This is a genomic window from uncultured Sulfitobacter sp., assembly GCF_947500075.1.
GTDB lineage: Bacteria > Pseudomonadota > Alphaproteobacteria > Rhodobacterales > Rhodobacteraceae > Sulfitobacter.
This window is the reverse complement of the sequence record NZ_CANMQS010000005.1, coordinates 314,852-339,829: the sequence shown is the minus strand read 5'-3', so window position 1 is coordinate 339,829 and position 24,978 is coordinate 314,852. Positions and strand designations below refer to the sequence as shown.

Below are 24,978 nucleotides of genomic sequence, written 5' to 3'. Positions count from 1 at the left end.
GCGCATGTATCTTGCCATGAACCGTTTCCATGTGCCCACCGCCAATGCCGACGCTTTCGAGGCGCTTTGGCTGGGCCGCGACAGCCACCTCAAAGGGATGGAGGGGTTTGTGGAATTCCACATGCTCAAGGGCCCAGAGACCGATGGTCTGATCCTGTATGCCTCCCACACGGTCTGGCGGGATGAGGAGGCCTTTCGCGGCTGGACCCGGTCGGATGCCTTTCGCGCGGCGCACAGGAACGCGGGCAATCCCGATCAGAAGCTGCATGAAGGCACGCCGCAGTTCGAAGGGTTCTCGGCGATCCAGCATATCGCCTGAACCGCTTGCCCTTCGGGCCTGCCTGTCGTTACCTGCGACCAGCGGATAAAGGGAGCGGCGGATATGGCAATTGCATTGGATCATGTGCTGTGGGCGGTGCCCGATCTGGACGCGGGGTCAGCGCTGTTTGAACGGCTGACGGGTGTGGCCCCCATCATTGGCGGCAGGCATCCCGGTTTTGGCACGCGCAATGCGCTGAGCGGGCTGACCGCCACCACCTATGTTGAGATCATTGCCCCCGACCCCGAACAGGATCTGGCGGGCACCATGGGCGCGGGCATTGCCGCACTGCCGCAGCCGCAGATGCTGACCTTTGCGCTGGCCTGTGACGATCTGGCAGCGGTCCGCCGCCGTGCCGAGGACGGCGGCATCACGGTCGAGGACCCCATCCCGATGTCGCGCAAGACGCCTGAGGGGGTGCAGTTGAACTGGACGATCATGCGCCTTGCTGACCCGCGCTGGCCCGGACGTCTGCCGTTCTTCATCGACTGGGAAGGCTCCCCCCATCCGGCGGGCACCACGCCGGGGGGCACGACGCTGGAGCGTTTTGTGGCGCTCGACCCGGATGCGGCGGGATTGCAGGCGGTCTATGACACGATTGGTTGCCCGATTCCGGTGCAGGCGGGGGCGACGACGGGATTTGTCGGCACCTTTGCCACGCCGAACGGCACTGTTGTACTGACCTGACGGACCGGCAAACTGCCCCCGGCCACAGCGCCTGATTAATCATGGACTCCACGCGGCAAATGGGGTTCTGCTGGGGCATCGGCGGTCGAGGGACAGTCACGCCGATTCTGACGGAACGCGCTCTTGGGGGGCATCGCACGACATGACTGACACCGCACAAACCTCTTCTCACGCCATCCAGTTCATCCACGGCCTTGCTTCCGACCAAGTCGCAGGGTTCATCGCGGATCGGCAGAAAAACCGCGCGCTGACCGTCTTGGTCAAGCAGCTTAACACAACGCTGCTGAACGGGCCCGCAGAACAGCGCAAAGCGGCACGGATCGCCCTTGAAAAGCTGGGCTTCATCGACGTCTGACGCAGGCCGCCTGCGGCGTGCGGAACGGCTGTCGGGGTAAGGCCGCGGTCGCCGTCGGCTTGCGGGGATCGTACAGCGGAATTGTCCGAGATCTGCGCCACAATTCCGCCCATTTCCATCCGCGCGCGCGTTTCCCACCTGGCCCTGAATGCCGGAATACCGGGGAAACCCCCTATTTTCTTGATCCTTCCCGATCCGTTGGCGGTGGGATGCACTTTGCCTGAAGGTTTCGAAGAAACAGGGGTTTCTGCCCTAAAATGCGCCAATTTCTTTGGCACATTCTGACCATAACAGGCATCCGAAGAAAACTCGGTGACAGGCAGCATGCAAAACGAAGAAACAAACACTGCGGACCAGACAAAAACACCGTCTTTGACGTCGTCCCGTCAACGGCAGGTCGTGATCAGGATTGCCCTGTTTGCGTTCATTGCGGCTGTCATGTTTGTTCTGACCCACCGCATTGAGACGCTGACCTATCAGAACTACGTCCGCGATGTGAAGCTGACCTCAACCGTGCGCCTGATCGAAGTGCGCGAGCGGCTGCAATCGACCTTGTTCGAACGGATCATGGATCTGAACGAACTGGCCGCCGTCATCGGTGAGAACCCGCAAATCAACCAGACCGAATTCAACCTCAAGGCGGTTGATTTCATGCTGGAGAACCCGGAGGTCCGCAGCCTTGTCGCGGCCCCGAACCAGATCGCCACCATGGTTTTCCCCAGATCCGAACAGAAAGGTATTCTGGGCGTGGATTATCGGGTGCGCCGGGCGTTGAACAACCAGATCGAAGCCGCGCTGCGCGCGGACGAGGGGCTGATCAATGGGCCGGTCAACCTGGCCACCGGTGGGCGCGGCCTGATCCTGTCCAAACCGGTCTATGACAAGACCAGCCCCGGCCCCGGTCATCCCTGGGGAATGCTGTCGGTCGTGCTGGATTACGACAAGCTGATGAACAAGGTGGGTTTTCCGGAGTTCGAGACCAAATTCAACATGCTGATCAGCCAGGTGCAGCCCACCGGCCCGTTCAGTCAGCAGGTGCTGTTTGGCGACATTGCCGTTCTGGATCAAAACCCCATCCGGCTGAGCCTCAACCTGCCGTTTGGCCAGTGGCAACTGGCGGCCACGCCCGAAGGCGGCTGGCCCCTGCACCGCCCCAATCACATCACCCGCTGGGCCCTCCGGTCCCTCGCGATGGGCGCGTGCCTGTTGGCGCTGTGGTATGTGATGCGGTTGTTTGACACCCGCCGCCGCGCGGAAAAGCAGCTGTCAGTGGGGATCGAGGCACTGGATCATGGCTTTGTCATGTTTGACGCGGACCGCCGTCTGGTCGCCTTCAACAACAAGTACAAGCAACTGGCCGGCGGCTCCGGCATGGTGCGCGTCGGCGCGCGGTATGAGGACATCGTCAAAGCCAACCTGCGCAAGAAGCTGATCCCGGACGCCATCGGGCGCGAGGAAGAATGGTATGAGGAATGGTCCAAGCGGCTGCATATCAAATCCTCCGACAAGGAACAGATCCTGGCCGATGGCCGCTTGATCCGCGCCTATGACCGCCCCATGGAAGACGGCAGCGTCGTGGGTCTGCGCATCGACATCACCGATCTGAAGAAAGCGCAGATTGCGGCGGAAGCGGCCAACAAGGCCAAGACCGACTTTATGGGCGTGCTCAGCCACGAATTGCGCACACCGCTGACGGTCATTCTGGGCCATGCCAAGCTGGCCAAGAACATGCGCAGCCTGCCCAGCTATCGCAAGCTGATGGCCGAGATCGAGGAACATCCGGACCTCAAGGACGACATCCAGCCGAAGCTGGATGTCATGACCGATCAGGTCGCCAAGATGATGGAAACGCTGGAACGTTCGGGCAACCACCTGTTCACCCTGATCAGCGAGATTCTGGATTTTGCCAAGGTGGATTCAGGCACGTTGTCGATGGACATGGCCGACACCAATGCCGCCCGGATCGCCGAGCCGGTCATTGACCAGATGCGTCCGATGATTGAGGAAAAGGGCCTTACCCTTGAAGTCAGCACGCCGGATCTTGCGCTGAACGCGGATGACAAGCGGATCCAGCAGATCCTGATCAACCTGATTGGCAATGCCACGAAGTTCACCGATGAGGGCAAGATCACGCTGGATGTCTCCCAGACCGAGGAGAGTGTCCTTTTCCGCGTCACCGACAGCGGCATCGGCATCCCGGAAGAGCATCTGGGCCGCGTCTTTGAAGCCTTCCATCAGGTCGACAATTCTTCGGGCCGCAAATATGGCGGCACCGGTCTGGGTCTGGCGATTTCGCGCGATATTGCGCGGGCGCATGGTGGGGATCTGATTGCCACCAGTGTCGAAGGTCAGGGCAGCAGCTTTATCCTGTCGTTGCCGCTTCCCTCCGCGCAACCGGACGACGACACCGGGGAGGACGAGATCGAGGCGATGGTCGCCTGATCCACCTGTGCAATTCGCCCGTGGTCCTTCGCGCCGCTTCGAGTTAAGTCATGCGCCATGACCCCATTTTCCGCTCTTGTCTTCGACCTTGATGGCACGCTCATCCACAGCGCGCCGGACATTCACGCCGCCGCCAACGTCGCCTTGCAAAAGATGGGGCGGCAGACGCTGGATCTGCCCACCATCATCTCCTTTATCGGCAACGGCATCGGGGTGCTGACGGAGCATTGTCTGAACGCCACCGGCGGCAGCGATCCCGAGACATATGAAACCACGCTGGCCCATTTGCTGGAGGCCTATCAGCGCGACATGACGACGCTGACCCACCCTTATGAGGGCGTCATCGCGGCATTGGAGGCCTTTCAGGCCCGCGGCATCCCGATGGGGATCTGCACCAACAAACCGGATCAGCCTGCACAGGATCTTTGCGCGGCGCTGGATCTGACAGGTTATTTCGAGGTGATCGCAGGCGCGCAGGACGGCCAGCCGCGCAAGCCCGATGCGGCCCCCTTGCTGGCCTGTATCGAACGGATGGGTGCGGCTCCTGAAACGACGCTATATGTTGGCGACAGCAAGGTTGACCATGACACCGCGCAGAACGCGGGCGTGCCGTTTCGGCTGTTTGGCGGCGGGTATCTGAACCATCCCTTGCCTGATCTTGCCCCCTCCGACCGGTTTGAACGCTGGGTGGAGCACGGCATCACGACCGGCTGAGACAGCCGTTCCTGCGAGCGCAAACAATTCCCTTTATGTCCCCTGGACTACACGCTAGCGTGATCCAAAAACAAATGTCCAAAGGGAGCGAGAATATGACATTGAAATCAACATTACTAAGTGGTGCCGCCTTTGCGCTGGCGCTGGCTTTTGCCGGACCGGCTGCGGCCCAAGACTGCCCGCGCGGCGATCTGGATGAGCGGTTTTGCGATGTGGACGGCGATCTGATCGCGGACACGCCCACTGATCCTGCGGATCTGGTGGATCCGGACACGCTGATCTTTGCCTTTACGCCGGTGGAAGACCCTGCCGTCTACAAAGACGCCTGGTCGGACTTCCTGACCCACCTGGAAGCCGAGACCGGCAAGTCGATCGTTTTCTTCCCCGTCCAGAGCAACGCCGCCCAGATCGAGGCGATGCGCTCAGGCCGGTTGCATATTGCGGGTTTCAACACCGGGTCCAACCCGCTGGCAGTGAACTGCGCGGGCTTCAACCCCTTCACCATCATGGCCTCCACCGACGGCAGTTTCGGCTATGAGATGGAGATCATCACCTACCCCGGCTCGGGCATCGAAAAGGTCGAGGACATCAAGGGCAAGCAAATGGCTTTCACCTCGCCCACCTCGAATTCGGGCTTCAAGGCACCCAGCGCTATCCTGAAATCGGATTTCGACATGGTCCCGGAACGCGATTTTGAAGCGGTTTTTTCCGGCAAGCACGACAACTCGATCCTGGGCGTGGCCAACAAGGATTATCCGGCAGCCTCCATCGCCAATTCGGTCAAATTTCGTATGATCAGCCGCGATGTGATCGCCGAGGACGACGTGGTGACGATCTATACCTCGCAGACTTTCCCCACCACGGGCTACGGCACGGCACATAACCTCAAGCCTGAGTTGAAGGAAAAAATCCGCAATGCGTTCTTCAACTTCGAGTGGGAAGGCACGTCGCTTGAGAAGGAATTCGAGAAGTCCAACGAAGGCCAGTTCCTTGAGATGACCTACCAGGAGTACTGGGACGTGATCCGCAAGATTGATGCAGCCAACGGCGTCAGCTACAGCTGCGAGTAACACGGGCGGGCAGGTTTTCGGACCTGCCCTTTCGTTTGGGCAAGACGGGCGGTGACAGGGCCGCACGGGGGGATATGTATGCTGCGGCTTGATAAGCTGGTGAAGACCTACAAGACCGGGGATCAGGCCCTGAAAGCGGTGGAGCTTGAGGTGCCCGAAGGTCAGGTGCTGGCGCTGATCGGGCCATCCGGTGCGGGTAAATCCACGCTCATTCGCTGCATCAACCGCTTGGTGGAGCCAACATCGGGCAAGGTGCAGCTGGGCGATGTGGAATTGACCACGCTGTCCTCCAGCGGTCTGCGCCGCGAGCGGCGTCGGATCGGGATGATCTTTCAGGAATATGCGCTGGTCGAGCGTCTGACAGTGATGGAAAACGTCCTGTCGGGGCGGTTGGGTTATGTCGGCTTCTGGCGCAGCTTCCTGCGGCGGTTTCCGCAATCGGACGTCGACGAGGCGTTTCGCCTGCTGGACCGAGTGGGTCTGGCGCATATGGCGGACAAACGTGCGGATGAACTGTCTGGCGGGCAGCGCCAGCGGGTCGGCATCTGCCGCGCGCTCATTCAGAACCCGGCCTTGTTGCTGGTGGATGAGCCGACGGCCTCGCTTGATCCCAAGACATCGCGCCAGATCATGCGGCTGATTTGCGAGCTGTGCAAAGAGCGCGGTCTGGCGGCGATCATCAACATTCACGACGTCGCACTCGCGCAGATGTTTGTGCAGCGCGTCATCGGGCTGCGCTTTGGCGCGGTGGTCTATGACGGACCACCCGACGGGCTGACACCGGACAAGCTGACGGAGATCTACGGCGAGGAAGACTGGGAAGCGACCATCGAAGCCATCGGCGACGATGAAGACGAAGAGGTGGCCGCACAATGAGCGCGCCCGCCTTTGACGTGACCACACAGATCGGCAAACCGTGGAAGAAGCCGCCCTTTGTCCAGAACCCCTTGCTGCGTTGGGGATTGCTGGCCGGGTTCATCGCCTACCTGATCGCGGCCTATATGACCATCGACGTCAATTGGGCCCGCGTCTACGAAGGGTTGGAGCGGGGCAAACAGTTTGTGCTGGCCTTCACCAGTCCGGATTTCACCTCCCGCTCGGGCGACATTTATGACGGGATGCTGGAGAGTATCATCATGACCGTTGCGGCCTCCGTTGTGGGCATCGCGGTTTCCATCCCGATTGCGCTGGGGGCTGCGCGCAACGTGGCCCCCCTGCCCATCTACCTGATTTGCCGGGGCATCATCGCCATCAGCCGCGCGTTGCAGGAAATCATCGTGGCGATCCTGCTGGTGGCGATCTTTGGCTTTGGCCCGCTGGCAGGCTTCCTGACGCTGAGCTTTGCGACGATTGGCTTTTTGTCCAAGCTGCTGGCCGAGGACATCGAAAGCATGGACCGCGTGCAGGCTGAGGCGATCAAGGCGTCGGGTGCAAGCTGGACCCAGTGGATCAACTACGGCGTCCAGCCGCAGGTCATGCCGCGCCTGATTGGGCTGAGTATTTACCGTATTGATATCAACTTCCGCGAAAGCGCCATTCTGGGGCTTGTGGGGGCTGGCGGTATTGGGGCCACGCTGAACACCGCGTTTGATCGCTATGAATACGACACGGCGGCGGCGATCCTGATCCTGATCATCGTGATTGTCATGGCGCTGGAATATATCTCCGGCATTGTCCGCGCGAGGGTCCAGTAATGCCGGTGCGCGAGACGGGAAGCGTCAAGGAGTGGCAGCGCCGGACCGGTCGGGAGAGCCTGTTTCACTGGGTGTTGTGGCTGATCGGCATCGCGATTTTTGCCTATTGCTGGCAACGGATCTCTGAATCGACCACGTGGTTCTTCGTCTGGGACGCGCCGCGCATCGCCAATGACATATGGACCCGCGCCACCCCGCCGCGCTGGGAGTATATCACGCAGCTGGGCAAGCCGATCTGGGACACGCTGAACATCGCGACGCTGGGCACGATCTTTGCGCTGATCCTCGCGGTGCCGGTGGCGTTTCTGGCAGCGCGCAACACCACGCCGTCGGCCTATCTCATCCGGCCCATTGCGCTGTTGATCATCGTCTCCACCCGGTCGATCAACTCATTGATCTGGGCGCTGTTGTTGATCGCGATCATCGGGCCGGGCGTATTTGCGGGCGTGATTGCCATCGCCATCCGCTCCATCGGGTTTTGTGCCAAGCTGCTCTATGAGGCGATTGAGGAAATCGACACCACGCAGGTGGAGGCGATCACCGCCACGGGCGCGTCGCGCTGGCAGGTGATGGCTTACGGCATCGTGCCGCAGATCCTGCCTGCCTTTGCGGGCATTGCGGTTTTCCGTTGGGACATCAACATTCGCGAAAGCACGGTGCTGGGGCTGGTCGGTGCGGGCGGCATCGGGTTGCAATTGTCCTCCTCGCTCAATGTGCTGGCGTGGCCGCAGGTGTCGCTGATCCTGCTGGTGATCCTGGCGGCTGTGGTGATTTCCGAATGGGTGTCGGCCAAAGTCCGGGGTGCCATCATTTGAAGATGCCAGAGGCTTTTGCGGCCTATGAAGCCGTGCGCGCGCGCCTGCCGGCTGTCACGCGGGATGCCCCCTGCCGCGCCCTGCCCGATCTGGATGCGATTGCGGATGAGGTGGACACCTTCCTGCTGGACGCTTTCGGTGTGCTCAACATCGGAGAGACGGCGATTGAGGGCGTGCCGGAGCGGGTTGCAGGGCTTCAGGCGGCGGGCAAGCGGGTGCTGGTGGTGTCCAATGCCGCAGGCTTTCCCCACGCCAGACTGATGGAGAAATACGCGCGGCTTGGGTACGCCTTCGCGCCGGAGGATGTGATCACCAGCCGCAAGGCGGTGCTGGCGGGGCTTGCGGCGCAGCCAGACAGGCACTGGGGGCTGATGGCCAATCCGGCGCTGGGGCGGGCGGATCTGGACGGGCTGAACATCACCTTTCTGGAGGATGATCCCGCGGCCTATGCTGACGTGGATGGGTTTGTGATGATGGGCAGTGCGGTTTGGACCGAGGACAGACAGGCCCTGCTGGAACGCGCGGTGCAGGGTCATGCGCGCCCGGTATTCGTGGGCAACCCCGATATCGTCGCCCCGCGTGAGCAGGATTTCTCAACCGAACCGGGCAGCTATGCGCACAGGTTGGCGGATGCCACCGGGGTGGCACCGCAGTTTTACGGCAAACCCTTCGGGAATATCTTTGATCTGGCCTTCGCGCATCTGGGCACATTCGACCCCGCGCGCACGGTGATGGTGGGCGACAGCCTCCATACCGATATTCTGGGCGGACAGGCGGCCGGCGTGAAGACCGCGCTGATTTCAGGGTATGGGTTCTTTGCAGGCCATGACGTGGCACCGCGCATCGATAGCGCCGGGATCATGCCGGATTACATTCTGGCGCGGCCCTGACGGTCACACGCCGTAGACGTTCAAGGCCTCAGAAAACCCTTTGAACTGCACATCGGGCACGGTGGTGCAGGCCTGCCCCTCTTCCAGATTGCGGCGGGTTTCAGCGTCAAACAGGATGTCGCAGGCGGCTTCCTTTGTATGCGCTTCCAGCCGCGCGGCGAGGTTCACGGTCTTGCCGATGCAGGTATAGGTCGCGCGGGCGTCGGTGCCTGCATAGCCCGCCACAACCTCGCCCGTGGCGATGCCGAAACCGATCTTCAGGGCTGGCTCTCCCATGGCGGTGCGTTCCGCGTTGAAGACGGCCATCATGCTGCGCATGTCCTGTGCGGCGGAGACCGCAGATTGTGCGGAATTCTCAATCGGTTGCGGGGCACCAAAAAGCGCCATCAGGCCATCCCCCACCATCAGGCTGACCATGCCGCCATGGCTGTTCACCGCGTCAAACATCAGGGCATAGAAGGTGTTCAGCAGTTCAATGGTGGCTTCGGGCGGCATGTCCTCAGACAGGCTGGTGAAATCGCGGATGTCGCAGAACAGGACTGTCGCCGTAATCCGCCTGCCGCCGATGGCAAAGCCTGAATCCTGTAAATCCTGTGCCACTTCATCGGTGGCGAAGCGTTTCAGCAGGCGTTTTTGTTCATCCAGCAGACGCTTTTTCTCAAGGCTGGAACTGACCCGCGCGTTCAGCAGCGTCTTGTTGACCGGTTTGGGGATGTAATCCTCGGCCCCCAGTTCAATGCAGCGCACGATGTTGTCCAGACCTTCGACGGAGGACGTCACGATCACCGGGACGTCGCGCAGGTTCGGATCGCTCTTGAGCGCTTCGAGCACTTCGAAGCCGTCCATCTCCGGCATTTCGATATCGAGCAGCAGGACATCGAAGGTTTCCGCGCGCAGCATCTCCATCGCGACCTTGCCGTTCTCCGCCACGGACGCGCGGTAGCCCAGCAATTCCACGCTGCGCGACATCAGCAGGCGGTTGACCTTGTTGTCATCGACAACCAGCAGGTGGCCTTTGTGGTCACTCATCCAGAAGGCTCCTCAGCGCGGCGGCGGTCTGCTCAAACGTTGCTTCCAGCGCCGGGACCTGCACGGCGGCGTCAGACAGGCTGCCCAACTCCATGTCCCGCGCCTGATCGGCGAGCGCCTTTGCACCAAAGACCTGCGCGTTCGATTTGATCGAATGGGCCGCGCGGCGATAGCCGTCGGCGTCCTGATCAGCCGCGGCGGTCCTGAGGTCGGCAAACATGTTCGGCGCGTCCCCCAGAAAGGTGGTGACCAGTTCGGCGGCGAAGTCGTCCCCCATGGCATCGCAGAGGTCATCGAGCACGGCTTGGTCAATCAGGCTGTCGGTCATGGCTGTTCCTTACGGCGGGACGGTGCGTTCAAAAGCGCCTCGATCAGGCGGTCCACGCGGATGGGTTTGGCGATGTAGTCATCCATGCCGGCCGCAAGACACATCTCCCGGTCCCCCTGCATGGCGTTGGCGGTCATGGCGATGATCCGGGGGAGGTCGTCAGACTGGTCGGCGTTGATCCTGCGGGAAGCCTCAAGCCCGTCCATCTCAGGCATCTGCACGTCCATCAGCACCACATCGTAGGATTGGCGCGCGACGCTTTCCACGGCCTCCACCCCGTTGCTGGCCAGATCCGCGCGGTAGCCCATTTGCTCCAGCAGACGGATGGCGAGCTTCTGGTTCACCAGATTATCTTCTGCCAGCAGGATGCGCAGCGGGTGGCGTTTGGCCATTTCGGGATCGGTCTTGGGTTTCGCGGCGCGTTTTCTGGTCTTCACCGGTGCGGCAGGCGCAAAGAGCGTGACCAGCGTGTCAAAGAGTTGCGACTGGCGCAGGGGTTTGGCGAGATAGGCTTTGAACAGATCCTTCTCCGCCTCAAGATCGCGGATCCCCAGCGAACTGAACAGGATCATCGGCAAAGCCGGATTGATCTGCCCGATGGCCCTGGCCAGGGTCACGCCGTCCATCTGGGGCATGTGCATATCAAGGATCGCCAGATCGAAGGCATCGCCGTTCTTCAACGCCTCCAGCGCCTTGAGAGGATTGTCGAAGGCCGTTGTCTCCGTCCCCCATTTCTGGGTCTGGAGGGACAGGATTTTCAGATTGGTGTCGTTGTCATCCACCACCAGCAGGCGCTTGCCCATCAGTTCGGATTGCTCCCCAATCAGGCTGCGGGCTTTGGTTTTGGGCAGCTTGGCAGGCTGGGCGAGGATGGTGAAATGGAAGGTCGACCCCGTCCCTGCCCCGTCACTGGTGGCCCACATGGTGCCCCCCATCAATTCGGCCAGCCGTTTGGAAATCGCCAGCCCCAGCCCGGTGCCGCCGTATTTGCGGGTGGTGGAACTGTCAGCCTGGCTGAAGGATTGAAAGAGGCGGCTCATCCCGTCGTCGGTCAACCCGATACCGGTGTCGCGCACGGTGAAGGTGAGCGTGACGTGACCGCGTTCGGCAGGTTCTGAGGTGACGGACAACACCACCTCCCCCGCGTCGGTGAATTTGACCGCATTGGACAGAAGGTTCAGCAGGATCTGCCGCATCCGGGTCAGATCCGCACTGATCCCCGGCGGCACCGCGTCGTCGATCAGGTAGGCCACATCCAGATGTTTCTCTGCGGCGCGTCCGCCGACCAGATCCAAAGCGGATTCGATACAGTCGCGCAGATCGAAGGGGTGGTGTTCGATGTCCATCTGCCCCGCTTCGATCTTGGAGAAGTCGAGGATTTCATTGATGATCCCCAGAAGCGCATCGCCGCTGTCGCGGATGGTGCGGGCATAATCATGCTGCTCGGGGTTCAGCTCTGTGTCCATCATCAGCCCGCTCATCCCGATGACGGCGTTCATCGGCGTGCGGATCTCGTGGCTCATGGTGGCAAGGAAGGCGCTTTTGGCCTCATTGGCCTTTTCGGCCTCTTCGCGGGCGTCCTGCGCTTCCTGAAACAGGCGCACGTTTTCAATGGCGATCACCGCCTGATCGGCAAAGGATTCCGCCAGCTTGATTTCATCTTCGGTGAAACCCTTCTTTTCCTTGCGCAGGAAGGTGAAAGCCCCCAGGCATTCGTTCCCGCGCATCATCGGCACCAGGAGGGAGGCGCAATAGCCATGCTTGTCATGCAGCGCTTTTGAGTGCGGCGGCATGTCCAGCGCTGTCCAGTCCGGCACGTGCATGGTTTGTTTGCTCTGCAACATGCGGCTCATGAAATTCTTGTCCGGATCAATCGGGTGCCGGGTGCCCACGATCTCTGCCTCCAGACCGTTTTGCGTGGCCACCGCCACCTGCCACCACACCGCATCATCGCTGCGCGTGGCAGAGGCGACGTCGCAATCCACCAGCTTGGTGGCGGCCTGAACAATCGTCTCAAAGACCGGCGCGGTATCTGTTGGCGACTGGCTGATCACCCGCAGGATGTCCGCACTGGCCGTTTGCCGGGCGAGCGCTGTCTGCGTCTCATTGAAGAGCCGCACGTTTTCAATGGCGATCACCGCCTGATCGGCAAAGGATTCCGCCAGCTTGATCTCATCTTCGGTGAAACCCTTCTTCTCCTTGCGCAGGAAGGTGAAAGCCCCCACGCAGACCTTGCCGCGCATCATCGGCACGCCGAGAGAGGCGTGATACCCCCGCTCATCGCGCATCTTGTAGGTATAGGGCGGCAAGCCGTCCGCGCTCCAATCGGGCAGGTGCATTGTCTTGCCCGTCATGAGCACGCGTGATTGCAGGTTCATGTCCGGGTCCATCGGGTGCCGCGCGTCGCTGAACGTCTTGATCAGGCCGTCGGGATCGGCAAGCGCCATCTGCCACCAGTTTTCACTGTCGGACCGGGTCGCCACGGCCAGATCGCAGGACACCAGCCGGGTGGCGGCGGTGATGATGGCCTCAAACACCGGCGTAGTGTCGTTGGGCGATTGGCTGATCACGCGCAGGATGTCCGCACTTGCGGTCTGGCGGGCAAGTGCTGTCTGCGTTTCGTTGAACAGGCGCACGTTCTCAATCGCGATGACGGCCTGATCGCAAAAGGAATTCGCCAGTTCGATCTCTTCGGCGGAGAACGCCCGAGGCTCGTGCACCCGCGAGAAGGACAGCACGCCGACACATTCGTTGTCCCGCATCAGCGGCAGGAACAGGATGGTTCTGATGTCATACCGCTCCAGCACCTGCACATCCCCTGGCAATGCGCCGCCCTCTGCCACATCCGTGATATGGACCATGGATTTCGACAAAATCGCCTTGGAGGGAAGGTTCTGGGTGGCGTCAATCCGGACCGGATCGCTGCGCAGACCGTCAAGCGGCCCATCAGGCGTAGATCCGGCAACAGGGGTGAAACAATCACCGTCCCGCACCATGACCGACACATTGCCACAATCGAGCAGTCGAATGCCCGCTTCGGCAATGGCGCAGAACACCGGCAGGGCATCATCCTGCGCACCGCTGATGACGCGCAGGATATCCGCACTCGCTGTCTGGCGCGCCAGCGCCTCTTCCACCTCTGCCGTGCGCTGCTGTACTTCCTCAAACAGCCGCGTATTGCTCAGCGCGATGACCGCTTGTGCGGCAAAGGTCTCCACAAGCATGACCTGTTTCGACGAATAGGCAGACCGCTTTTCGTCGGCCAGCGCAATGACGCCCAGCACCACATCGTTCTTGATCATCGGCACAGCCAACGTCGTCAGGTACCCGCCGCGACGCGCGGCTTCCTTCCATTCATAGCTGTCGTCGTTTTCGGCGTCTTCGATGTAGACCGTCTTTCCCAGTAGGGCGGCCCGCCCCGTACTGCTGCCATGGACGGGGCGGATCGGGTTGTCTCTCAGGTAAACTTCGAAGTCATCGGCGACAGAATTGACCGCAGTGACATGATAAAGCCCATCATCCGGGTTCAGAAGCGCCACATAGCTGTATTGCGGGGCACAAAGGCGTTTCAAAACCTGCAAGACCGCCTCAAGGACAGGTTGCAGTTGATTAGGAGAGCGGGAGATGACGTCCAACACCTCGGACGTGGCAATCTGGTATTGCAACGCCTCTTCTACCTCTGCGGTGCGCTGCTGCACTTCATCAAAAAGCCGCGCGTTGCTGATCGCAATCACGGCTTGCGCGGCAAAGGTCTCCAGCAAGGCGATCTGCTTGTCCTTGAACGCGGCAGCCTCACTATGAGCCATGACGATCACCCCGACCGTCACGCCATTGCGCACCAAGGGCACGCCCAGCGTGGTCAGGTATTCGCCAATTTCCGCAGCCTCTTTCCACGTGTAGGACGGATCGTTGCGGGTGTCCTCGATATAGACCGTTTTGCCATGCAGCGCGGTGCGCCCGATGCAGCTGCCTTCCTCCGGCGTGATCGGGTTTTCCCTGAGATAATCCAGAAACGTCGAGGTGGTGTTGAGCGCTGACGCAACCCTGTAAAGGCCATCCACCGGGTCCAGCATCGCAAAAAACGCATACTCCGGCGTGCAGATGCGCGAGGCGACCTGCAAGATCGCGTCCAGCACCGGGTCCAGCTGATTGGGAGAGCGGGAGATGACATCGAGCACCTCAGACGTCGCGGTCTGGTATTCCAGCGCTTCCTGCGTTTCCCGAAACAGCCGCGCGTTCTCAATTGCGATGCTGGCCTGATCGGCAAAGGTTTCGACCAGTTCGATATGACCGTCCGTCGGCGCCTCCCCATCGGGCCAGGCCAGGATGATGCTCCCCCATGTGGCACCCCCAACGGAGATGGGGAAGCCAACAAGCTCTCTGAACCCGAATTCCCGCGCGGTGGCGTGATCGGAATACGATGGGTCCTGCCCATCCCGGACATGTTCGATCTGACCGCTGTCAAGCACCGCCCTGGTCAAAGACCCCGGCACTGGTGGTTTGGGCCATTGCTTGACGTAGTCGGCCATAAACGCAGGCTCAAACCCGGAATTGGCGCAGTGATGCACCATGCCATCGCCGTAGCGCCACATCATGCAGAACCGCGCACCGCACAGTTCCAGCGACGAGGTGACGATGCGGTCAAAGACCGGCTGCAATTCACCGGGGGTGCTGCTGATGCCCCGCAGGATGTGAGAGGTCGCTGTCTGGCGGGCGAGCGCATCCTGCGTTTCGACGAATTGCTGCGTGTTGTCGATGGCAATCACCGCCTGCGCGGCAAAGGTGCGGACAAGCGCGATCTCCCGGTCATTGAAGGGATCAACGTCTTGCCGGAAGAGCGTGATCAGGCCGATCGCACCGCCTTCCTTGACCAGAGGCACGAACAGAACGCTGTGGATGCCGCTGTCATCCACCATGGAGCGGACAACGGGGCTGCCCGCATGGTAGAGATCACTTTCCCCCATATCGGGCCAGGCAATCAACGTGGCGTCCACGATGCACTTGGCCGCGTAGGACAGTGTCGGGTCGACTTTCATCTGCCCGGTTTCAAACATCTCCACCGCTTTGGGATAGATGCCGATATGCGCGGCGAGCGTCTGGTGATCATCCTGCGCCGTGGCCAGGATCAGCCCTGCCATCGGCGCATTGCAGAGCGCTTTTGCATGTTCGAGGATTGCGGTGAAGACCGGCCCCTCATCATGGCGCGAGGCATTGATCGCCTGCATGATATCAGACATCGCCGCAAGCTGCGCCTGAACATCAGACCGGCTGAGGTTCACGTCCTGCATCGGATCAGGTCCGGACGGCGAAGAGGAGCGATCTGATTTATCCAAGTCTCAAAAGGGGCCTTGTCCAGCTGACGATACGGCAACTGAACACCAGATGACCCGCAATTGGCAATTGGGAATAGGGTTTCAGGGCCGCAAATGTGGAGGGGGCCAGCCCACTCCGCCCCTCAAGGGATCAGGCGACAGCGCGGCTGAGCGCGCATTGCGACCACAGACCCGACAGCGCCTCCACAAGATGTGCGATGTCCTGGGCGCTGTGCAGCGGCGACGGCGTGATGCGCAGCCGTTCGGTGCCTTTGGGAACGGTCGGATAGTTGATCGGCTGGACACAGATGCCGTGGTTTTCCAGCAGCGTGTCGCTGAGGAACTTGGCCTTGAACGGATCGCCCACCATGACCGGCACGATATGGCTGGGATTGGCGTGATGGGGGATGCGCAGGGCATCCAGCCGCGCGCGCAGGGCGGCCACATTGGCCTGCTGGCGGCGGCGTTCCAGATCGCTGCGGCGCAGGTGACGGATGGAGGTCAGCGCCCCGGCAGCTAGGGCCGGCGGCAAGGCGGTGGTAAAGATGAAGCCACTGGCAAAGGACCGGATGAAGTCGCACATCACAGCGGACCCGGAGACATATCCCCCCATCACCCCAAAGGCCTTGCCCAACGTGCCTTCGATCAGGGACACCCGATGCGCCAGCCCCTCCCGTTCTGCGATCCCGCCGCCCTGCGGGCCATAAAGGCCCACCGCGTGGACTTCATCAAGGTAGGTCATGGCATTGTGCGCTTCTGCCACATCGAGGATTTCGCGGATCGGCGCGATGTCACCGTCCATCGAATAGACCGATTCAAAGGCAACCACCTTGGCCCCGTTGCGCGGCAGTTCGGACAGCTTGCGGTTGAGGTCTTCGGGGTCATTGTGTTTCCAGATCACCTTGCGGCCGCGCCCGTGCCGGATACCTTCGATCATGCTGGCGTGGTTCATCTCGTCTGACAGGATCGTGCAATTGGGCAGCCGCGCCCCCAGCGTGCTGAGGCTGGCCCAGTTGGACACATAACCGGAGGTGAAGAGCAATGCCGCTTCCTTGCCATGCAGATCCGCGAGTTCGCGTTCGAGGGCCACATGCTGGGTCGCGGTGCCGGAGATGTTGCGGGTGCCCCCTGCCCCGGCGCCGTCCTGCAAAGCCGCGTCTGCAACCGCCTGACGGACGAAATCCGCCTTGCCCATCCCCAGATAGTCATTGGAACACCAGACCGTGACCGGGCGCGCGCCTGCGGCACTGTGAAGGCGCGCATTCGGGGCATCGCCTGCGTCCCGCTCCAGTTCGGCAAAGACGCGGTAATTCCCTTCCGCGCGCAATTGATCCAGTTGATCGGCGAAAAATGCGTCGTAGTTCATGCAGGTCTCTCCCCCAGGATTTCAGCCATCAAACAAGGCGCTGACCCGCCCGGCCTTGACCTTGGTCAAGTCCGCCCCTCGGCCTGATCCATCAGCCGGCGCACCCAGCGGCCGCAGGCCCATGTGGCCGGAATGCCCAGCGGGATGGACCATTTGAGCGCCGCAACCGGGCTGATCGGGTCGAACCCGATGACGGGCAGCACCAGACCGGCCAGAAAGAGGTTGATCGCCACCGCCCCTGCCGCGAAGGGATAAAGCAGCAGCGCCAGTTTCCACACCGGCCAGGGGCGCGCGTCGCTCATGCGGCCTGGGTGGCGAGCATGTTGCTGATGCAGGTCATCGCCAGAACCGGCGCTTCGGGCCAGAGGCCCACAGGATCGAGGACCGGACCGGTGAAGCCTGCCGCTTCAAGCTCCGCAGGCAGGTCTTGGGTGACGTGGCCAGCGCGCGCGGCGAAGAATGGCAGCACGATGGCCGGCCCCTCCACCCGCGCCGCATCGCGGATCGCTGGGGGTTCATCGACATAACAGGGCCGGATGGATTTGAACGGCATGTGCCGGGCCAGCGCTTCGGCTGCGCCCTGCGTCGCGCGGCGGGGCCGGTCGCTGGAGGGGGAGCCATGGGCGGCGAAGATCACGGTTGTGTCTTCAGCCCGCCAGCCTGTCGCAGCCAGCCGCGCCTGAATGCGGTCACGCAGCAGCCGGCCCATGCCGGGCATCAGGCCCATGGGCGGCGTGGCCTCCCACCGCGCCAACCCCGCCGCGCGCAGGCGTTTGGGCAGATGGGTGCCGACAAACCAACCGTCCGACATGAACCACGGGCACAGGATGGGGTTTTTCAACCCGTCCACCGCCCGCGCCAAGGCCCCCTTGGCCGCAAGGCTGGCCCCGCGCACTTGGGCGTCGGGCATCAGCGCATTGAGCCGACACGCCAGATCCCGCACCGCGATCTCCTGCACAATCGGCACGGAGGGCGCGCCATGGGTGACGACAAGGATGTCGCGGTCAATGGCTGGTGCCATCGGAAAAGGTGATCTTGTTAAAAACATTGTATTTCCCTGATGGTTTGCTCATGGGCAGGCGTTTGACTTCTTCCAGCGTCTGCGCGTCGTAGACGATGACCGCGCCGTCCTGTTCCCACAGGCTGACCAGCGCGTGACGCCCCGCGCGGTCGAATTCCACGTGGGCCGCGGTTTGACCCGGCGCAGGACGCAGGGTCTTGACGATCTCCAGCGTGTCCTTGTCGATGACGTGCATCACGTCGCGGTTGGGGCCGAAGAACACATCGGCCCAGAGGTATTGGGAGTTCTCATGGCTGCGCAGGAAGAACCCCGGCCCCATCGTGTCGATCTGGGAGATGACCTCCCAATTCTCGATGTCGATGACTGACAGCTTTGCTTCGCGCAGATGCGGTGTCGCCATCACCCGGCGACCCTCGTACATCCACGAGATGCCCGAACCGAGGTGCGGCAGGCCAGACAGCGGCAGCTCATGGGTTTCACGGCCTACGTTGAGGTTCACCACCACCCCCCGGTCGCTCTCGCGCGCCGCCCCGATGAGGAAGCGGTAGTCCGGCGTGAAGAAGAAATCATCCAGCGGCTCGGACACTTCGATGCGTTTGCGTGCAAAGAGTCCTTGGGAAGAAGGGATGCCCTCAACCATTCCCTTCTCACGGCTGTGCACGAAACCCTCATAGACAGGATCGGCGTTGGGATCGGTGGCAACCTCCCATATCTCGGGAATGTCCTTGAGCGCCAGAATGAAACTGTCGCGTTGCGGGGCCTGATAGACGGCAGAGACGCGCGATGTGACGCCGTCCTTGTCAGCCAAGTCAAAGATTTTCTCCACCGATAGGTCTGCCGTGGACAGGATGGTCAGCGTATGAGGCAGGTAGTTGGCCACGGCCAGATGTTTGCCGTCCTTGGAGATCGCGATGTTGCGGGCGTTCACGCCGGCGCGCAGGCGGGCAACCTCTTGCATCGCCCAGAGATCAATCTTCTGCACCCAGCCGTCGCGCGACATCACAAAGACGAAGCGCCCGTCGGGGGTGAACTTTGGCCCGCCATGCACGGCCAGCGGTGTGGGCAGACGCGCCAGCACTTTGAAACGGTCGCCATCGACGATGCTGATGTGGTGATCGCCGGTTTCGACCACGACGAAGATATTCAGTGGATCGGCGTCATGTTGCGGCGCGTCCGGGGCGGTGTAGTCGGGATTTACCTCCAGCGTGCTGGCAATGCGCGCGGTGTCCCAGACGGGGATTGCGGGCAAAGGCGTGTGGAGGAACGTGGCGAGTTCGGCAATCTCGGCGGGCGTGATTTGACCCGCGAAACCGGGCATCTGGGTGCTGACACGCCCCTGCCCGATGACGGCGGCCAGCTTGTCGCCTTTCAAGCGGCGCAGGCTTTCGGGGATCAACGCGGGACCAAGGCTGCCCAGACGGTCGTCGCCATGGCAAACCGCGCAATGGGTGGCGTAGGTGACGGCAGGGTCGGCCATTGCGGCCCCCGGCAGAAGCGCCAGCAGGCTAGCCGAAAGAATGTGCCGGATCATGGCGCCTCCCGGTGAATTTGCGCAAGGCAACGCGGGGCGCGTCTGCGTCCACGCCAATCTCTGCGTCGTTGAGGTAGCAGGCGGGGTCTTCCTCCCAGGGATCACCCGTGAGTTGCAGGGCGCGGATGCGGGTATTGCCGCCACAGACGGCCTGATGCGCGCAGGCCCCGCAGCGCCCTTTCAGCGGACGCGGACGGGTACGCAGAAGCGCCAGCATTTCGTCCTGGCCGGTCCAGAGGTCGGTAAAGGGCGTCTGTTTGACATTGCCGATGGTGTAGTCGGACCAATAAGTATCGGGGTGCACCTTGCCAGTGGGGTCGATGTTGGCGACCCCTACGCCTGATGAATTGCCGCCCCAAGCCTCAAGGTGTTCGGTCAGATGCGCGATTTTCTCTTCGGGAAACCGCTCCGACGCCCAATTCAGAAACCGCACTGCGTCGGCGTCGTTGTTGCCGGTGACCACTTCGAAATGCCGCCCGTCCTGCAAGGCGCGCCATGCGCAATCTATCAGCAGATCAACACAAGTGCGGGCCCGCGCGTGGCCTGCGTCTTCGCCCCGGTTCTTGTTGCCGCGCCCGGCGTAGACCAGATGGGACATATAGAATTTGTCGATACCTTCTGCTTCGCACAGGTCAAGGATTTCGGGGAGCTGTTCGGCGTTATCTTCAGTCGGCGTGAAACGCAGGCCGACCTTGATGCCATGGGCCTTGCAGAGTTTGGCCCCTGCGAGCGCTTCGTCAAAGGCCCCTTCCTGCCCCCGGAACCAATCATTCGTGGCCCCGACCCCGTCGATGCTGATGCCCACGTAGTTGAAGCCGATGTCCGCGATCTTTTGCACCGCCGCATCGTCGATCCGCGTGCCATTCGTGGACAGTGCCAGATAGCGCACTTTGCTGCGGGCGTATTGGGCCAGTTCAAACAGGTCAGGTCGGGACAGGGGTTCACCCCCAGACAGGATCAATGCGGGGATGTTGAAGCCTGCCAGATCGTCGATCACCCCCAGCGCCTGTTCGGTCGACAACTCACCGGGAAAGATGTTGTCCGACGAGGTGGTATAGCAATGGCGACACTTCAGGTTGCAGCGCCGGGTCAGGTTCCAGATCACCACGGGCCGCACGTCACCGCGCCGTTTGCGCGGCGGTGTGGGTGTCACCAGTTGTTCCATGTATTGCGTCAGTCGAAACATCAGTTCCCCCTCTTCGCGGCCAGCCGTAGGCCGGTTTTCTTCAGGATTTCAGTGGAATAGAGCACGTCGCAACTGCGCACCGCGTCACCCAGAAACCCCTTGAGGCGCTGGCGCTTGGCTTCGACCTCCTCCCGATCCGATCCGTGCAGCATGGCAAAAAGGTTGTAGGGCCAGACCGGCCGCGCGCGGGGGCGCAGGTAGCAATGGGTGACGTCCTCCATCGCGCCGACCAGCGCGCCCAGTTCCTCGGCCTGATCGTCGTCGATGTCCCAGACGGTCATGCCGTTGGCGACCATGCCCAGTTTGTAGTGATTGGGCGCGATGCCGATGCGGCGGATGATGCCTTGTCCCATCAACGCCTCAAGGCGGGACATCACCTGGGCCTCTTCCATGCCCAGCGCGTCGGCGATCTGGGCATAGGGTTCAGCCACGAAGGGCAGCCCGGCCTGACAGGCTTTGATCAGCGCGCGGTCTTCGGTTGAGATGCTCATGCCGCCACCCGGAAGCCCACGAAGAACTCCTTGAGTTTGGGGAACTGGTAGACAGGCAGGCCTGTTGCGGTTTCGATGCGGGCGGCGGTTTCTGCGATACCTTCAGGGGTCTCAGTGGCCAGAACGAACCACATGTTCAGGCGATGGTCGCGGGCGTAGTTGTGGGCGACCTCGTCAAAGGCGTTCACCTTCCGGGTCATGGCTTCAAAGTCCGCCGCCGGGATTTCCATCGCACAGAGGCAGAACGCCCCGCCCATGGCAGCTGCGTCCAGAAACGGGCCAAAACGGGTGATCACCCCGCCCTGTTTCATTGCGGACAGGCGGCGGATCAGGTCATCCTCGCTCAAACCCAGACGGTCGGCGGCAACGGCGAAGGGGCGCTGTGCAACCGGAAAGCCCGATTGCAGGGCGTTGATGATCGCGCGGTCTGTGGCGTCTAGGTCCATCCGGTCTCTTTCTTCGCTATGTCGATGAGGGCACCGCGCTGGCGGAAGCATTTGGTGCTGAACAGAACGCGGTATTCGTAAGGCACCAGCCCAGCCGCCACCCGCGCCTGACTGAGCACATCGAGCGTTTCCGACCGGCTGCGGCCGTGGATCATACAATAGAGCGTGTAGGGCCAGACGTCCGCTTCGGGCCTGCGCTCATAACACAGCGTCACCCCCTGCACCTTGGTGAGCGCCGCACCGCAGGCCTCGATCTCTTCGGGGGGCACGACGAAGACACACATCGCATTGGCCCGCCAGCCCAGCGCGCGGTGCCGCACAATCAGGCCGATGCGCGACAGGATGCCCGCCTCTGCCAGTGCCTTGATCCGGTCGAGCACCTCGGCTTCGGACAGGCCCAGTTGATCGGCGACCTCTGCGAAGGGGCAGATCGTCGGCGGCAGGCCTTCGGACAAGACCTGCATGACGGCGCGGTCTTTCTCCCCGACGTCGATGTCCTCCACCACCCTGCGCGGTGCGGGCAGCGCGTTGGACCCATCCAGCGCAAACCCCAGATCGACGTTGAAGGGACGGCGCAGGCGCAGGTCGAGCACACGCAAGCCGGTCTGATCACTGATCCGCCGCAGGATGTCGTCCACAAACGCGCGATCCGGCCCAGTCGCGACAAACCAGATGTTCCAGTCATTTTCACGCAGGTAGGAGTGGTTGACCCCTTCCTGCGCGTTGATAATCTGTGCCACCGCCTCGATCTGGTCTTCTGGCGCAGCCACTGCAGCCAAGGTGCTGGCTGCCAACGTGTTGGGCCTGCAAGTCGCGCCGACACGGCTGATCGCGCCACTGTTCAACAGGCCTTTCAGCCGCTCAATGATGCAGGCTTCTGAAGTGTCCAACTGATCCGCGATCACCTGAAAGGGGCGCGACACCAGCGGCAGCGCCCGCTGCCAGTCGTTCATCAGCCGCCAATCCAGCGCATCCAGCGTCATGTCGTTCCTTTCAAAGCCCAATGCGGTGGGCCCGTGCCGTAAAGAAGATGCCTGACGGCGTTTGCGCCGGAATCTCCCCCAGTTTTTCGAATGTCTGCGTGTCGTAGATGTCGATGCGGTTGGCATCGCGGACAGAGACCCAGACCTGATGCCCACGTGCGGTGAACTCCATATGCAGCACGGCGGGGCCGGGTTTGAGGCTGCGCAGCACTTCGCCTGATCGGGTGTCGATCACTTCGATCGTGTCATTGTTCGGATGGGCGTAATTCACCCAGACATGGCGTCCATCGGGGCGCGCCACGGCAAAGATCGGCTGGCCATGGGTTTTGGTGCGTCCCAGCTCAGTCAGCTTTTGAGCGTCCAGCCACAGGACTTCGTGACGCCCCACGGCGGGCAGCGCAAAGCGGTCCCCCGCCAGCGCCCAGCCTTCAAGGTGGGGCATTTTATAGACGGGCAGCGGGTCTTCACCACGGCCATAGTTCGGCAGGATGCGCTGCACTGTCGGGACGTTGGCCCACAGATCAATGGTGCTGAGGCCGTCTTCGCCGAACAACCCCACGATATAGCGGCGGCCATCACCGGTGATCAGCGCATCATAGGGGTTCGCGCCCATGCCGGTGATCTTGGTCAGTACAGGCGTCTCATCGGACAAATCGGCGATCCATGTCTCTCCATCGTCCCACAGCGAAAAGACGAACCGCCTGCCGGGGGCATCCACCAGCCCGATGGTTTTGGAACCTGTGGGAAAATCGGCAACCAGTGCCAGCGTGTCGGCATCAAAGACCCGCACGCCGCCCGGTTCATAATTGGACACAGCCACAAGTCGCCCGTCGTCCGAGATCGCCCCGCCAATGGCATTGCCCGCCTGAATGATACGGCCTGTGATCTGCTGCGTGACCAGATCAAGCTTGGTAAGACCACCATCACGGCCAAAGACATAGGCGTAGCGCTGATCGGGCGAGAAAACCGCACTGGCGTGGGACAGATCGCCAAACCCTTCCACCCGCGCCAGCATGTCCATATCAGATTGGTCAACGATCAGCACCGATCCGCTGGCCCGTTCGATCACGATCCCCATGTCCCCCGTGGCGTGCACCTTCGGCTCTGCCAGCGCAGCACCGGCAAGGGCCGCAAGGGTCATCAATGCCGCAAAGATCTGTCTCATCCGCGCACCTCCAGCAAATAGGCGGCGATCCATGCCGCTTCGTCTTCGGTCAGCAACGGCCGCCAGGGGGGCATCGCCGTGCCCGGAATACCGTCCAGAATGATCGCCTGAAGCCCTTCGAGGGTGTGACCTTCCAACGCCTCACGCGTGATTGGCCGACCCAATCCACCGGTCAGCCGCAAACCGTGGCAAGATCCGCAATCCTGTACGACCAAATGTTCCAGCCGGGATTGATCCGCGTCAGACAAAGCCACCTCTCCCAAGGCGGGAGAGGTCAAAAGCACTGCTGATATGAACGCGGTTTTACCCATGCAGCACCCGCTGCAATTCTGGTGATTGCAAGATGGCGTCGGTCTCAGGACCCGCCATTTCATCCAGCAAGCGGACCACCCGCCCGACAATGAACAGCACAGGACCGGGCACGGCAATTGTCGCGCGTTTGGTCTGCAACGCGCCCAGATGCGTGACCAGACGGGTTTCATTCGGGCGCGTGCCGTTCATGACCACCAACACAGGATGGTCCGCAGGCAAGCCGTGTGCCAACAACGCGCCCGCGATCTGCTGCATATTGGCGTGGCCCATGTAGACCACCAGCGTGGTGTCGGGATTGGCCAGCCCCGCCCAATCCAGATCAAGCGGCCTGTTGGCCTGACAATGGCCCGTCACGAAGCGCACGCCTGTGGCCAAACCGCGATGGGTCAGTGGCACCCCCGTGGCGGCCGACACACCCTGCGCTGCCGTGATGCCGGGGGCGAAAGAGACCGGGATGCCTGCCGCGCGCAGCACTGCCGCCTCTTCCGAGCCGCGGCCGAAAATCATCGGATCGCCCCCTTTGACCCGCGCCACCCGCTGTCCGCTTTGCGCCAACCGCAGCAACAGCGCGTTGATCTCCGCCTGCGGCACCGGATGATGATTGGGCTTTTTGCCGACATCGATCCGCTCAACCCCGTCGGGGATCAGATCAAGGATCGGTTGGGAGACAAGGCGGTCATGCACGACCACATCAGCCCCCTGGATCATCCGCAGCGCCTTGAGCGTCAGCAACTCAGGATCGCCCGGCCCTGTGCCGATCAAAAACACTTCACCGGTAATCGAACCATTCAACATATCGCGTCCTTGAATTCATGTCCCCGA

At 61.8% G+C, this 24,978-nt stretch carries 24 protein-coding genes; 10 read left to right on the top strand and 14 right to left on the bottom strand.

Annotation, left to right across the window (positions count from 1 at the left end):
• Positions 1-4 precede the first annotated feature (4 nt).
• From Q1A91_RS17450 to Q1A91_RS17405, 10 genes are all read left to right on the top strand, one after another.
• Positions 5-319, top strand: coding sequence for an antibiotic biosynthesis monooxygenase (locus Q1A91_RS17450; RefSeq protein ID WP_299880393.1), 315 nt, complete (start codon positions 5-7; stop codon positions 317-319).
• Between the two features lie 63 nt (positions 320-382).
• A complete protein-coding gene (locus Q1A91_RS17445; RefSeq protein WP_299880390.1) occupies positions 383-1,006 on the top strand; it encodes a VOC family protein in 624 nt (207 codons plus the stop codon).
• Between the two features lie 142 nt (positions 1,007-1,148).
• Positions 1,149-1,361 carry a hypothetical protein gene (locus Q1A91_RS17440; RefSeq protein WP_299880387.1) on the top strand — a complete coding sequence of 71 codons (213 nt, stop codon included), beginning with the start codon at positions 1,149-1,151 and terminating at the stop codon, positions 1,359-1,361.
• A gap of 399 nt (positions 1,362-1,760) precedes the next feature.
• On the top strand, positions 1,761-3,803 hold the full coding sequence (locus Q1A91_RS17435) for an ATP-binding protein (RefSeq protein ID WP_299880385.1): 2,043 nt from the start codon (positions 1,761-1,763) through the stop codon (positions 3,801-3,803).
• A 57-nt stretch (positions 3,804-3,860) separates the two neighbouring features.
• Positions 3,861-4,517 carry a phosphoglycolate phosphatase gene (gene gph, locus Q1A91_RS17430; protein ID WP_299880382.1) on the top strand — a complete coding sequence of 219 codons (657 nt, stop codon included), beginning with the start codon at positions 3,861-3,863 and terminating at the stop codon, positions 4,515-4,517.
• A gap of 95 nt (positions 4,518-4,612) precedes the next feature.
• Positions 4,613-5,587, top strand: a complete 975-nt coding sequence (phnD, locus tag Q1A91_RS17425; protein ID WP_299880379.1) for a phosphate/phosphite/phosphonate ABC transporter substrate-binding protein — start codon at positions 4,613-4,615, stop codon at positions 5,585-5,587.
• Between the two features lie 78 nt (positions 5,588-5,665).
• Entirely contained in the window at positions 5,666-6,463 is a 798-nt protein-coding gene (gene phnC, locus Q1A91_RS17420) for a phosphonate ABC transporter ATP-binding protein (protein ID WP_299880376.1), read from the top strand.
• Entirely contained in the window at positions 6,460-7,281 is an 822-nt protein-coding gene (gene phnE, locus Q1A91_RS17415; RefSeq protein ID WP_299880373.1) for a phosphonate ABC transporter, permease protein PhnE, read from the top strand. The genes phnC and phnE (Q1A91_RS17415) overlap by 4 nt, the downstream gene beginning before the upstream one ends.
• Positions 7,281-8,096, top strand: a complete 816-nt coding sequence (gene phnE, locus Q1A91_RS17410) for a phosphonate ABC transporter, permease protein PhnE (protein WP_299880370.1) — start codon at positions 7,281-7,283, stop codon at positions 8,094-8,096. The genes phnE (Q1A91_RS17415) and phnE (Q1A91_RS17410) overlap by 1 nt, the downstream gene beginning before the upstream one ends.
• Positions 8,097-8,098: 2 nt before the next feature.
• Positions 8,099-8,986 carry an HAD-IIA family hydrolase gene (locus tag Q1A91_RS17405; protein ID WP_299880367.1) on the top strand — a complete coding sequence of 296 codons (888 nt, stop codon included), beginning with the start codon at positions 8,099-8,101 and terminating at the stop codon, positions 8,984-8,986.
• A 3-nt stretch (positions 8,987-8,989) separates the two neighbouring features.
• Here the strand turns inward: Q1A91_RS17405 and Q1A91_RS17400 are convergent, their stop codons facing one another.
• From Q1A91_RS17400 to cobA, 14 genes are all read right to left on the bottom strand, one after another.
• Positions 8,990-10,015 carry an adenylate/guanylate cyclase domain-containing protein gene (locus Q1A91_RS17400; protein WP_299880364.1) on the bottom strand — a complete coding sequence of 342 codons (1,026 nt, stop codon included), beginning with the start codon at positions 10,013-10,015 and terminating at the stop codon, positions 8,990-8,992.
• A complete protein-coding gene (locus tag Q1A91_RS17395) occupies positions 10,008-10,343 on the bottom strand; it encodes an Hpt domain-containing protein (protein WP_299880361.1) in 336 nt (111 codons plus the stop codon). Before Q1A91_RS17395 ends, Q1A91_RS17400 begins: the two co-directional genes overlap by 8 nt.
• On the bottom strand, positions 10,340-15,676 hold the full coding sequence (locus Q1A91_RS17390) for a GAF domain-containing protein (protein WP_299880357.1): 5,337 nt from the start codon (positions 15,674-15,676) through the stop codon (positions 10,340-10,342). The genes Q1A91_RS17395 and Q1A91_RS17390 overlap by 4 nt, the downstream gene beginning before the upstream one ends.
• Positions 15,677-15,806: 130 nt before the next feature.
• Positions 15,807-17,021 carry a 5-aminolevulinate synthase gene (hemA, locus tag Q1A91_RS17385; protein ID WP_299880354.1) on the bottom strand — a complete coding sequence of 405 codons (1,215 nt, stop codon included), beginning with the start codon at positions 17,019-17,021 and terminating at the stop codon, positions 15,807-15,809.
• Between the two features lie 65 nt (positions 17,022-17,086).
• Positions 17,087-17,323: a hypothetical protein gene (locus tag Q1A91_RS17380; RefSeq protein ID WP_299880351.1), complete on the bottom strand. Its 237-nt coding sequence runs from the start codon at positions 17,321-17,323 to the stop codon at positions 17,087-17,089.
• On the bottom strand, positions 17,320-18,042 hold the full coding sequence (locus tag Q1A91_RS17375; protein ID WP_299880347.1) for a sirohydrochlorin chelatase: 723 nt from the start codon (positions 18,040-18,042) through the stop codon (positions 17,320-17,322). The genes Q1A91_RS17380 and Q1A91_RS17375 overlap by 4 nt, the downstream gene beginning before the upstream one ends.
• A complete protein-coding gene (locus Q1A91_RS17370) occupies positions 18,026-19,573 on the bottom strand; it encodes a nitrite reductase (RefSeq protein WP_299880344.1) in 1,548 nt (515 codons plus the stop codon). Before Q1A91_RS17370 ends, Q1A91_RS17375 begins: the two co-directional genes overlap by 17 nt.
• Positions 19,548-20,759 (bottom strand): heme d1 biosynthesis radical SAM protein NirJ, encoded by a 1,212-nt coding sequence (gene nirJ / locus Q1A91_RS17365; RefSeq protein WP_299880341.1) that lies wholly within the window; start codon positions 20,757-20,759, stop codon positions 19,548-19,550. Before nirJ ends, Q1A91_RS17370 begins: the two co-directional genes overlap by 26 nt.
• On the bottom strand, positions 20,759-21,250 hold the full coding sequence (locus tag Q1A91_RS17360) for an Lrp/AsnC family transcriptional regulator (RefSeq protein WP_299880338.1): 492 nt from the start codon (positions 21,248-21,250) through the stop codon (positions 20,759-20,761). The genes nirJ and Q1A91_RS17360 overlap by 1 nt, the downstream gene beginning before the upstream one ends.
• Positions 21,247-21,696, bottom strand: coding sequence for an Lrp/AsnC family transcriptional regulator (locus Q1A91_RS17355; RefSeq protein ID WP_299880336.1), 450 nt, complete (start codon positions 21,694-21,696; stop codon positions 21,247-21,249). Before Q1A91_RS17355 ends, Q1A91_RS17360 begins: the two co-directional genes overlap by 4 nt.
• Positions 21,687-22,679 carry an Lrp/AsnC family transcriptional regulator gene (locus Q1A91_RS17350; protein ID WP_299880333.1) on the bottom strand — a complete coding sequence of 331 codons (993 nt, stop codon included), beginning with the start codon at positions 22,677-22,679 and terminating at the stop codon, positions 21,687-21,689. Before Q1A91_RS17350 ends, Q1A91_RS17355 begins: the two co-directional genes overlap by 10 nt.
• Positions 22,680-22,689: 10 nt before the next feature.
• The gene (locus tag Q1A91_RS17345) at positions 22,690-23,844 is read right to left on the bottom strand and encodes a cytochrome D1 domain-containing protein (protein WP_299880330.1); all 1,155 of its coding nucleotides are present in this window, start codon (positions 23,842-23,844) and stop codon (positions 22,690-22,692) included.
• Positions 23,841-24,155, bottom strand: coding sequence for a cytochrome c (locus tag Q1A91_RS17340; protein WP_299880327.1), 315 nt, complete (start codon positions 24,153-24,155; stop codon positions 23,841-23,843). The genes Q1A91_RS17345 and Q1A91_RS17340 overlap by 4 nt, the downstream gene beginning before the upstream one ends.
• A complete protein-coding gene (gene cobA / locus Q1A91_RS17335; protein WP_299880325.1) occupies positions 24,148-24,951 on the bottom strand; it encodes a uroporphyrinogen-III C-methyltransferase in 804 nt (267 codons plus the stop codon). The genes Q1A91_RS17340 and cobA overlap by 8 nt, the downstream gene beginning before the upstream one ends.
• Between the last annotated feature and the right edge of the window lie 27 nt (positions 24,952-24,978).

Excerpts from the sequence above, each read along its gene's own strand:
- Q1A91_RS17440 (WP_299880387.1), top strand. The coding sequence starts at position 1,149 with ATGACTGACACCGCACAAACCTCTTCTCACGCCATCCAGTTCATCCAC.
- Q1A91_RS17370 (WP_299880344.1), bottom strand. The coding sequence starts at position 19,573 with ATGATCCGGCACATTCTTTCGGCTAGCCTGCTGGCGCTTCTGCCGGGG.
- Q1A91_RS17345 (WP_299880330.1), bottom strand. The coding sequence starts at position 23,844 with ATGAGACAGATCTTTGCGGCATTGATGACCCTTGCGGCCCTTGCCGGT.
- cobA (WP_299880325.1), bottom strand. The coding sequence starts at position 24,951 with ATGTTGAATGGTTCGATTACCGGTGAAGTGTTTTTGATCGGCACAGGG.
- phnE (WP_299880370.1), top strand. The coding sequence starts at position 7,281 with ATGCCGGTGCGCGAGACGGGAAGCGTCAAGGAGTGGCAGCGCCGGACC.
- phnE (WP_299880373.1), top strand. The coding sequence starts at position 6,460 with ATGAGCGCGCCCGCCTTTGACGTGACCACACAGATCGGCAAACCGTGG.
- Q1A91_RS17360 (WP_299880338.1), bottom strand. The coding sequence starts at position 21,250 with ATGAGCATCTCAACCGAAGACCGCGCGCTGATCAAAGCCTGTCAGGCC.
- Q1A91_RS17450 (WP_299880393.1), top strand. The coding sequence starts at position 5 with ATGTATCTTGCCATGAACCGTTTCCATGTGCCCACCGCCAATGCCGAC.
- phnD (WP_299880379.1), top strand. The coding sequence starts at position 4,613 with ATGACATTGAAATCAACATTACTAAGTGGTGCCGCCTTTGCGCTGGCG.
- Q1A91_RS17355 (WP_299880336.1), bottom strand. The coding sequence starts at position 21,696 with ATGGACCTAGACGCCACAGACCGCGCGATCATCAACGCCCTGCAATCG.
- Q1A91_RS17380 (WP_299880351.1), bottom strand. The coding sequence starts at position 17,323 with ATGAGCGACGCGCGCCCCTGGCCGGTGTGGAAACTGGCGCTGCTGCTT.
- Q1A91_RS17405 (WP_299880367.1), top strand. The coding sequence starts at position 8,099 with ATGCCAGAGGCTTTTGCGGCCTATGAAGCCGTGCGCGCGCGCCTGCCG.
- Q1A91_RS17395 (WP_299880361.1), bottom strand. The coding sequence starts at position 10,343 with ATGACCGACAGCCTGATTGACCAAGCCGTGCTCGATGACCTCTGCGAT.
- Q1A91_RS17445 (WP_299880390.1), top strand. The coding sequence starts at position 383 with ATGGCAATTGCATTGGATCATGTGCTGTGGGCGGTGCCCGATCTGGAC.
- Q1A91_RS17340 (WP_299880327.1), bottom strand. The coding sequence starts at position 24,155 with ATGGGTAAAACCGCGTTCATATCAGCAGTGCTTTTGACCTCTCCCGCC.
- Q1A91_RS17375 (WP_299880347.1), bottom strand. The coding sequence starts at position 18,042 with ATGGCACCAGCCATTGACCGCGACATCCTTGTCGTCACCCATGGCGCG.
- phnC (WP_299880376.1), top strand. The coding sequence starts at position 5,666 with ATGCTGCGGCTTGATAAGCTGGTGAAGACCTACAAGACCGGGGATCAG.
- Q1A91_RS17400 (WP_299880364.1), bottom strand. The coding sequence starts at position 10,015 with ATGAGTGACCACAAAGGCCACCTGCTGGTTGTCGATGACAACAAGGTC.
- nirJ (WP_299880341.1), bottom strand. The coding sequence starts at position 20,759 with ATGTTTCGACTGACGCAATACATGGAACAACTGGTGACACCCACACCG.
- Q1A91_RS17350 (WP_299880333.1), bottom strand. The coding sequence starts at position 22,679 with ATGACGCTGGATGCGCTGGATTGGCGGCTGATGAACGACTGGCAGCGG.
- gph (WP_299880382.1), top strand. The coding sequence starts at position 3,861 with ATGACCCCATTTTCCGCTCTTGTCTTCGACCTTGATGGCACGCTCATC.
- hemA (WP_299880354.1), bottom strand. The coding sequence starts at position 17,021 with ATGAACTACGACGCATTTTTCGCCGATCAACTGGATCAATTGCGCGCG.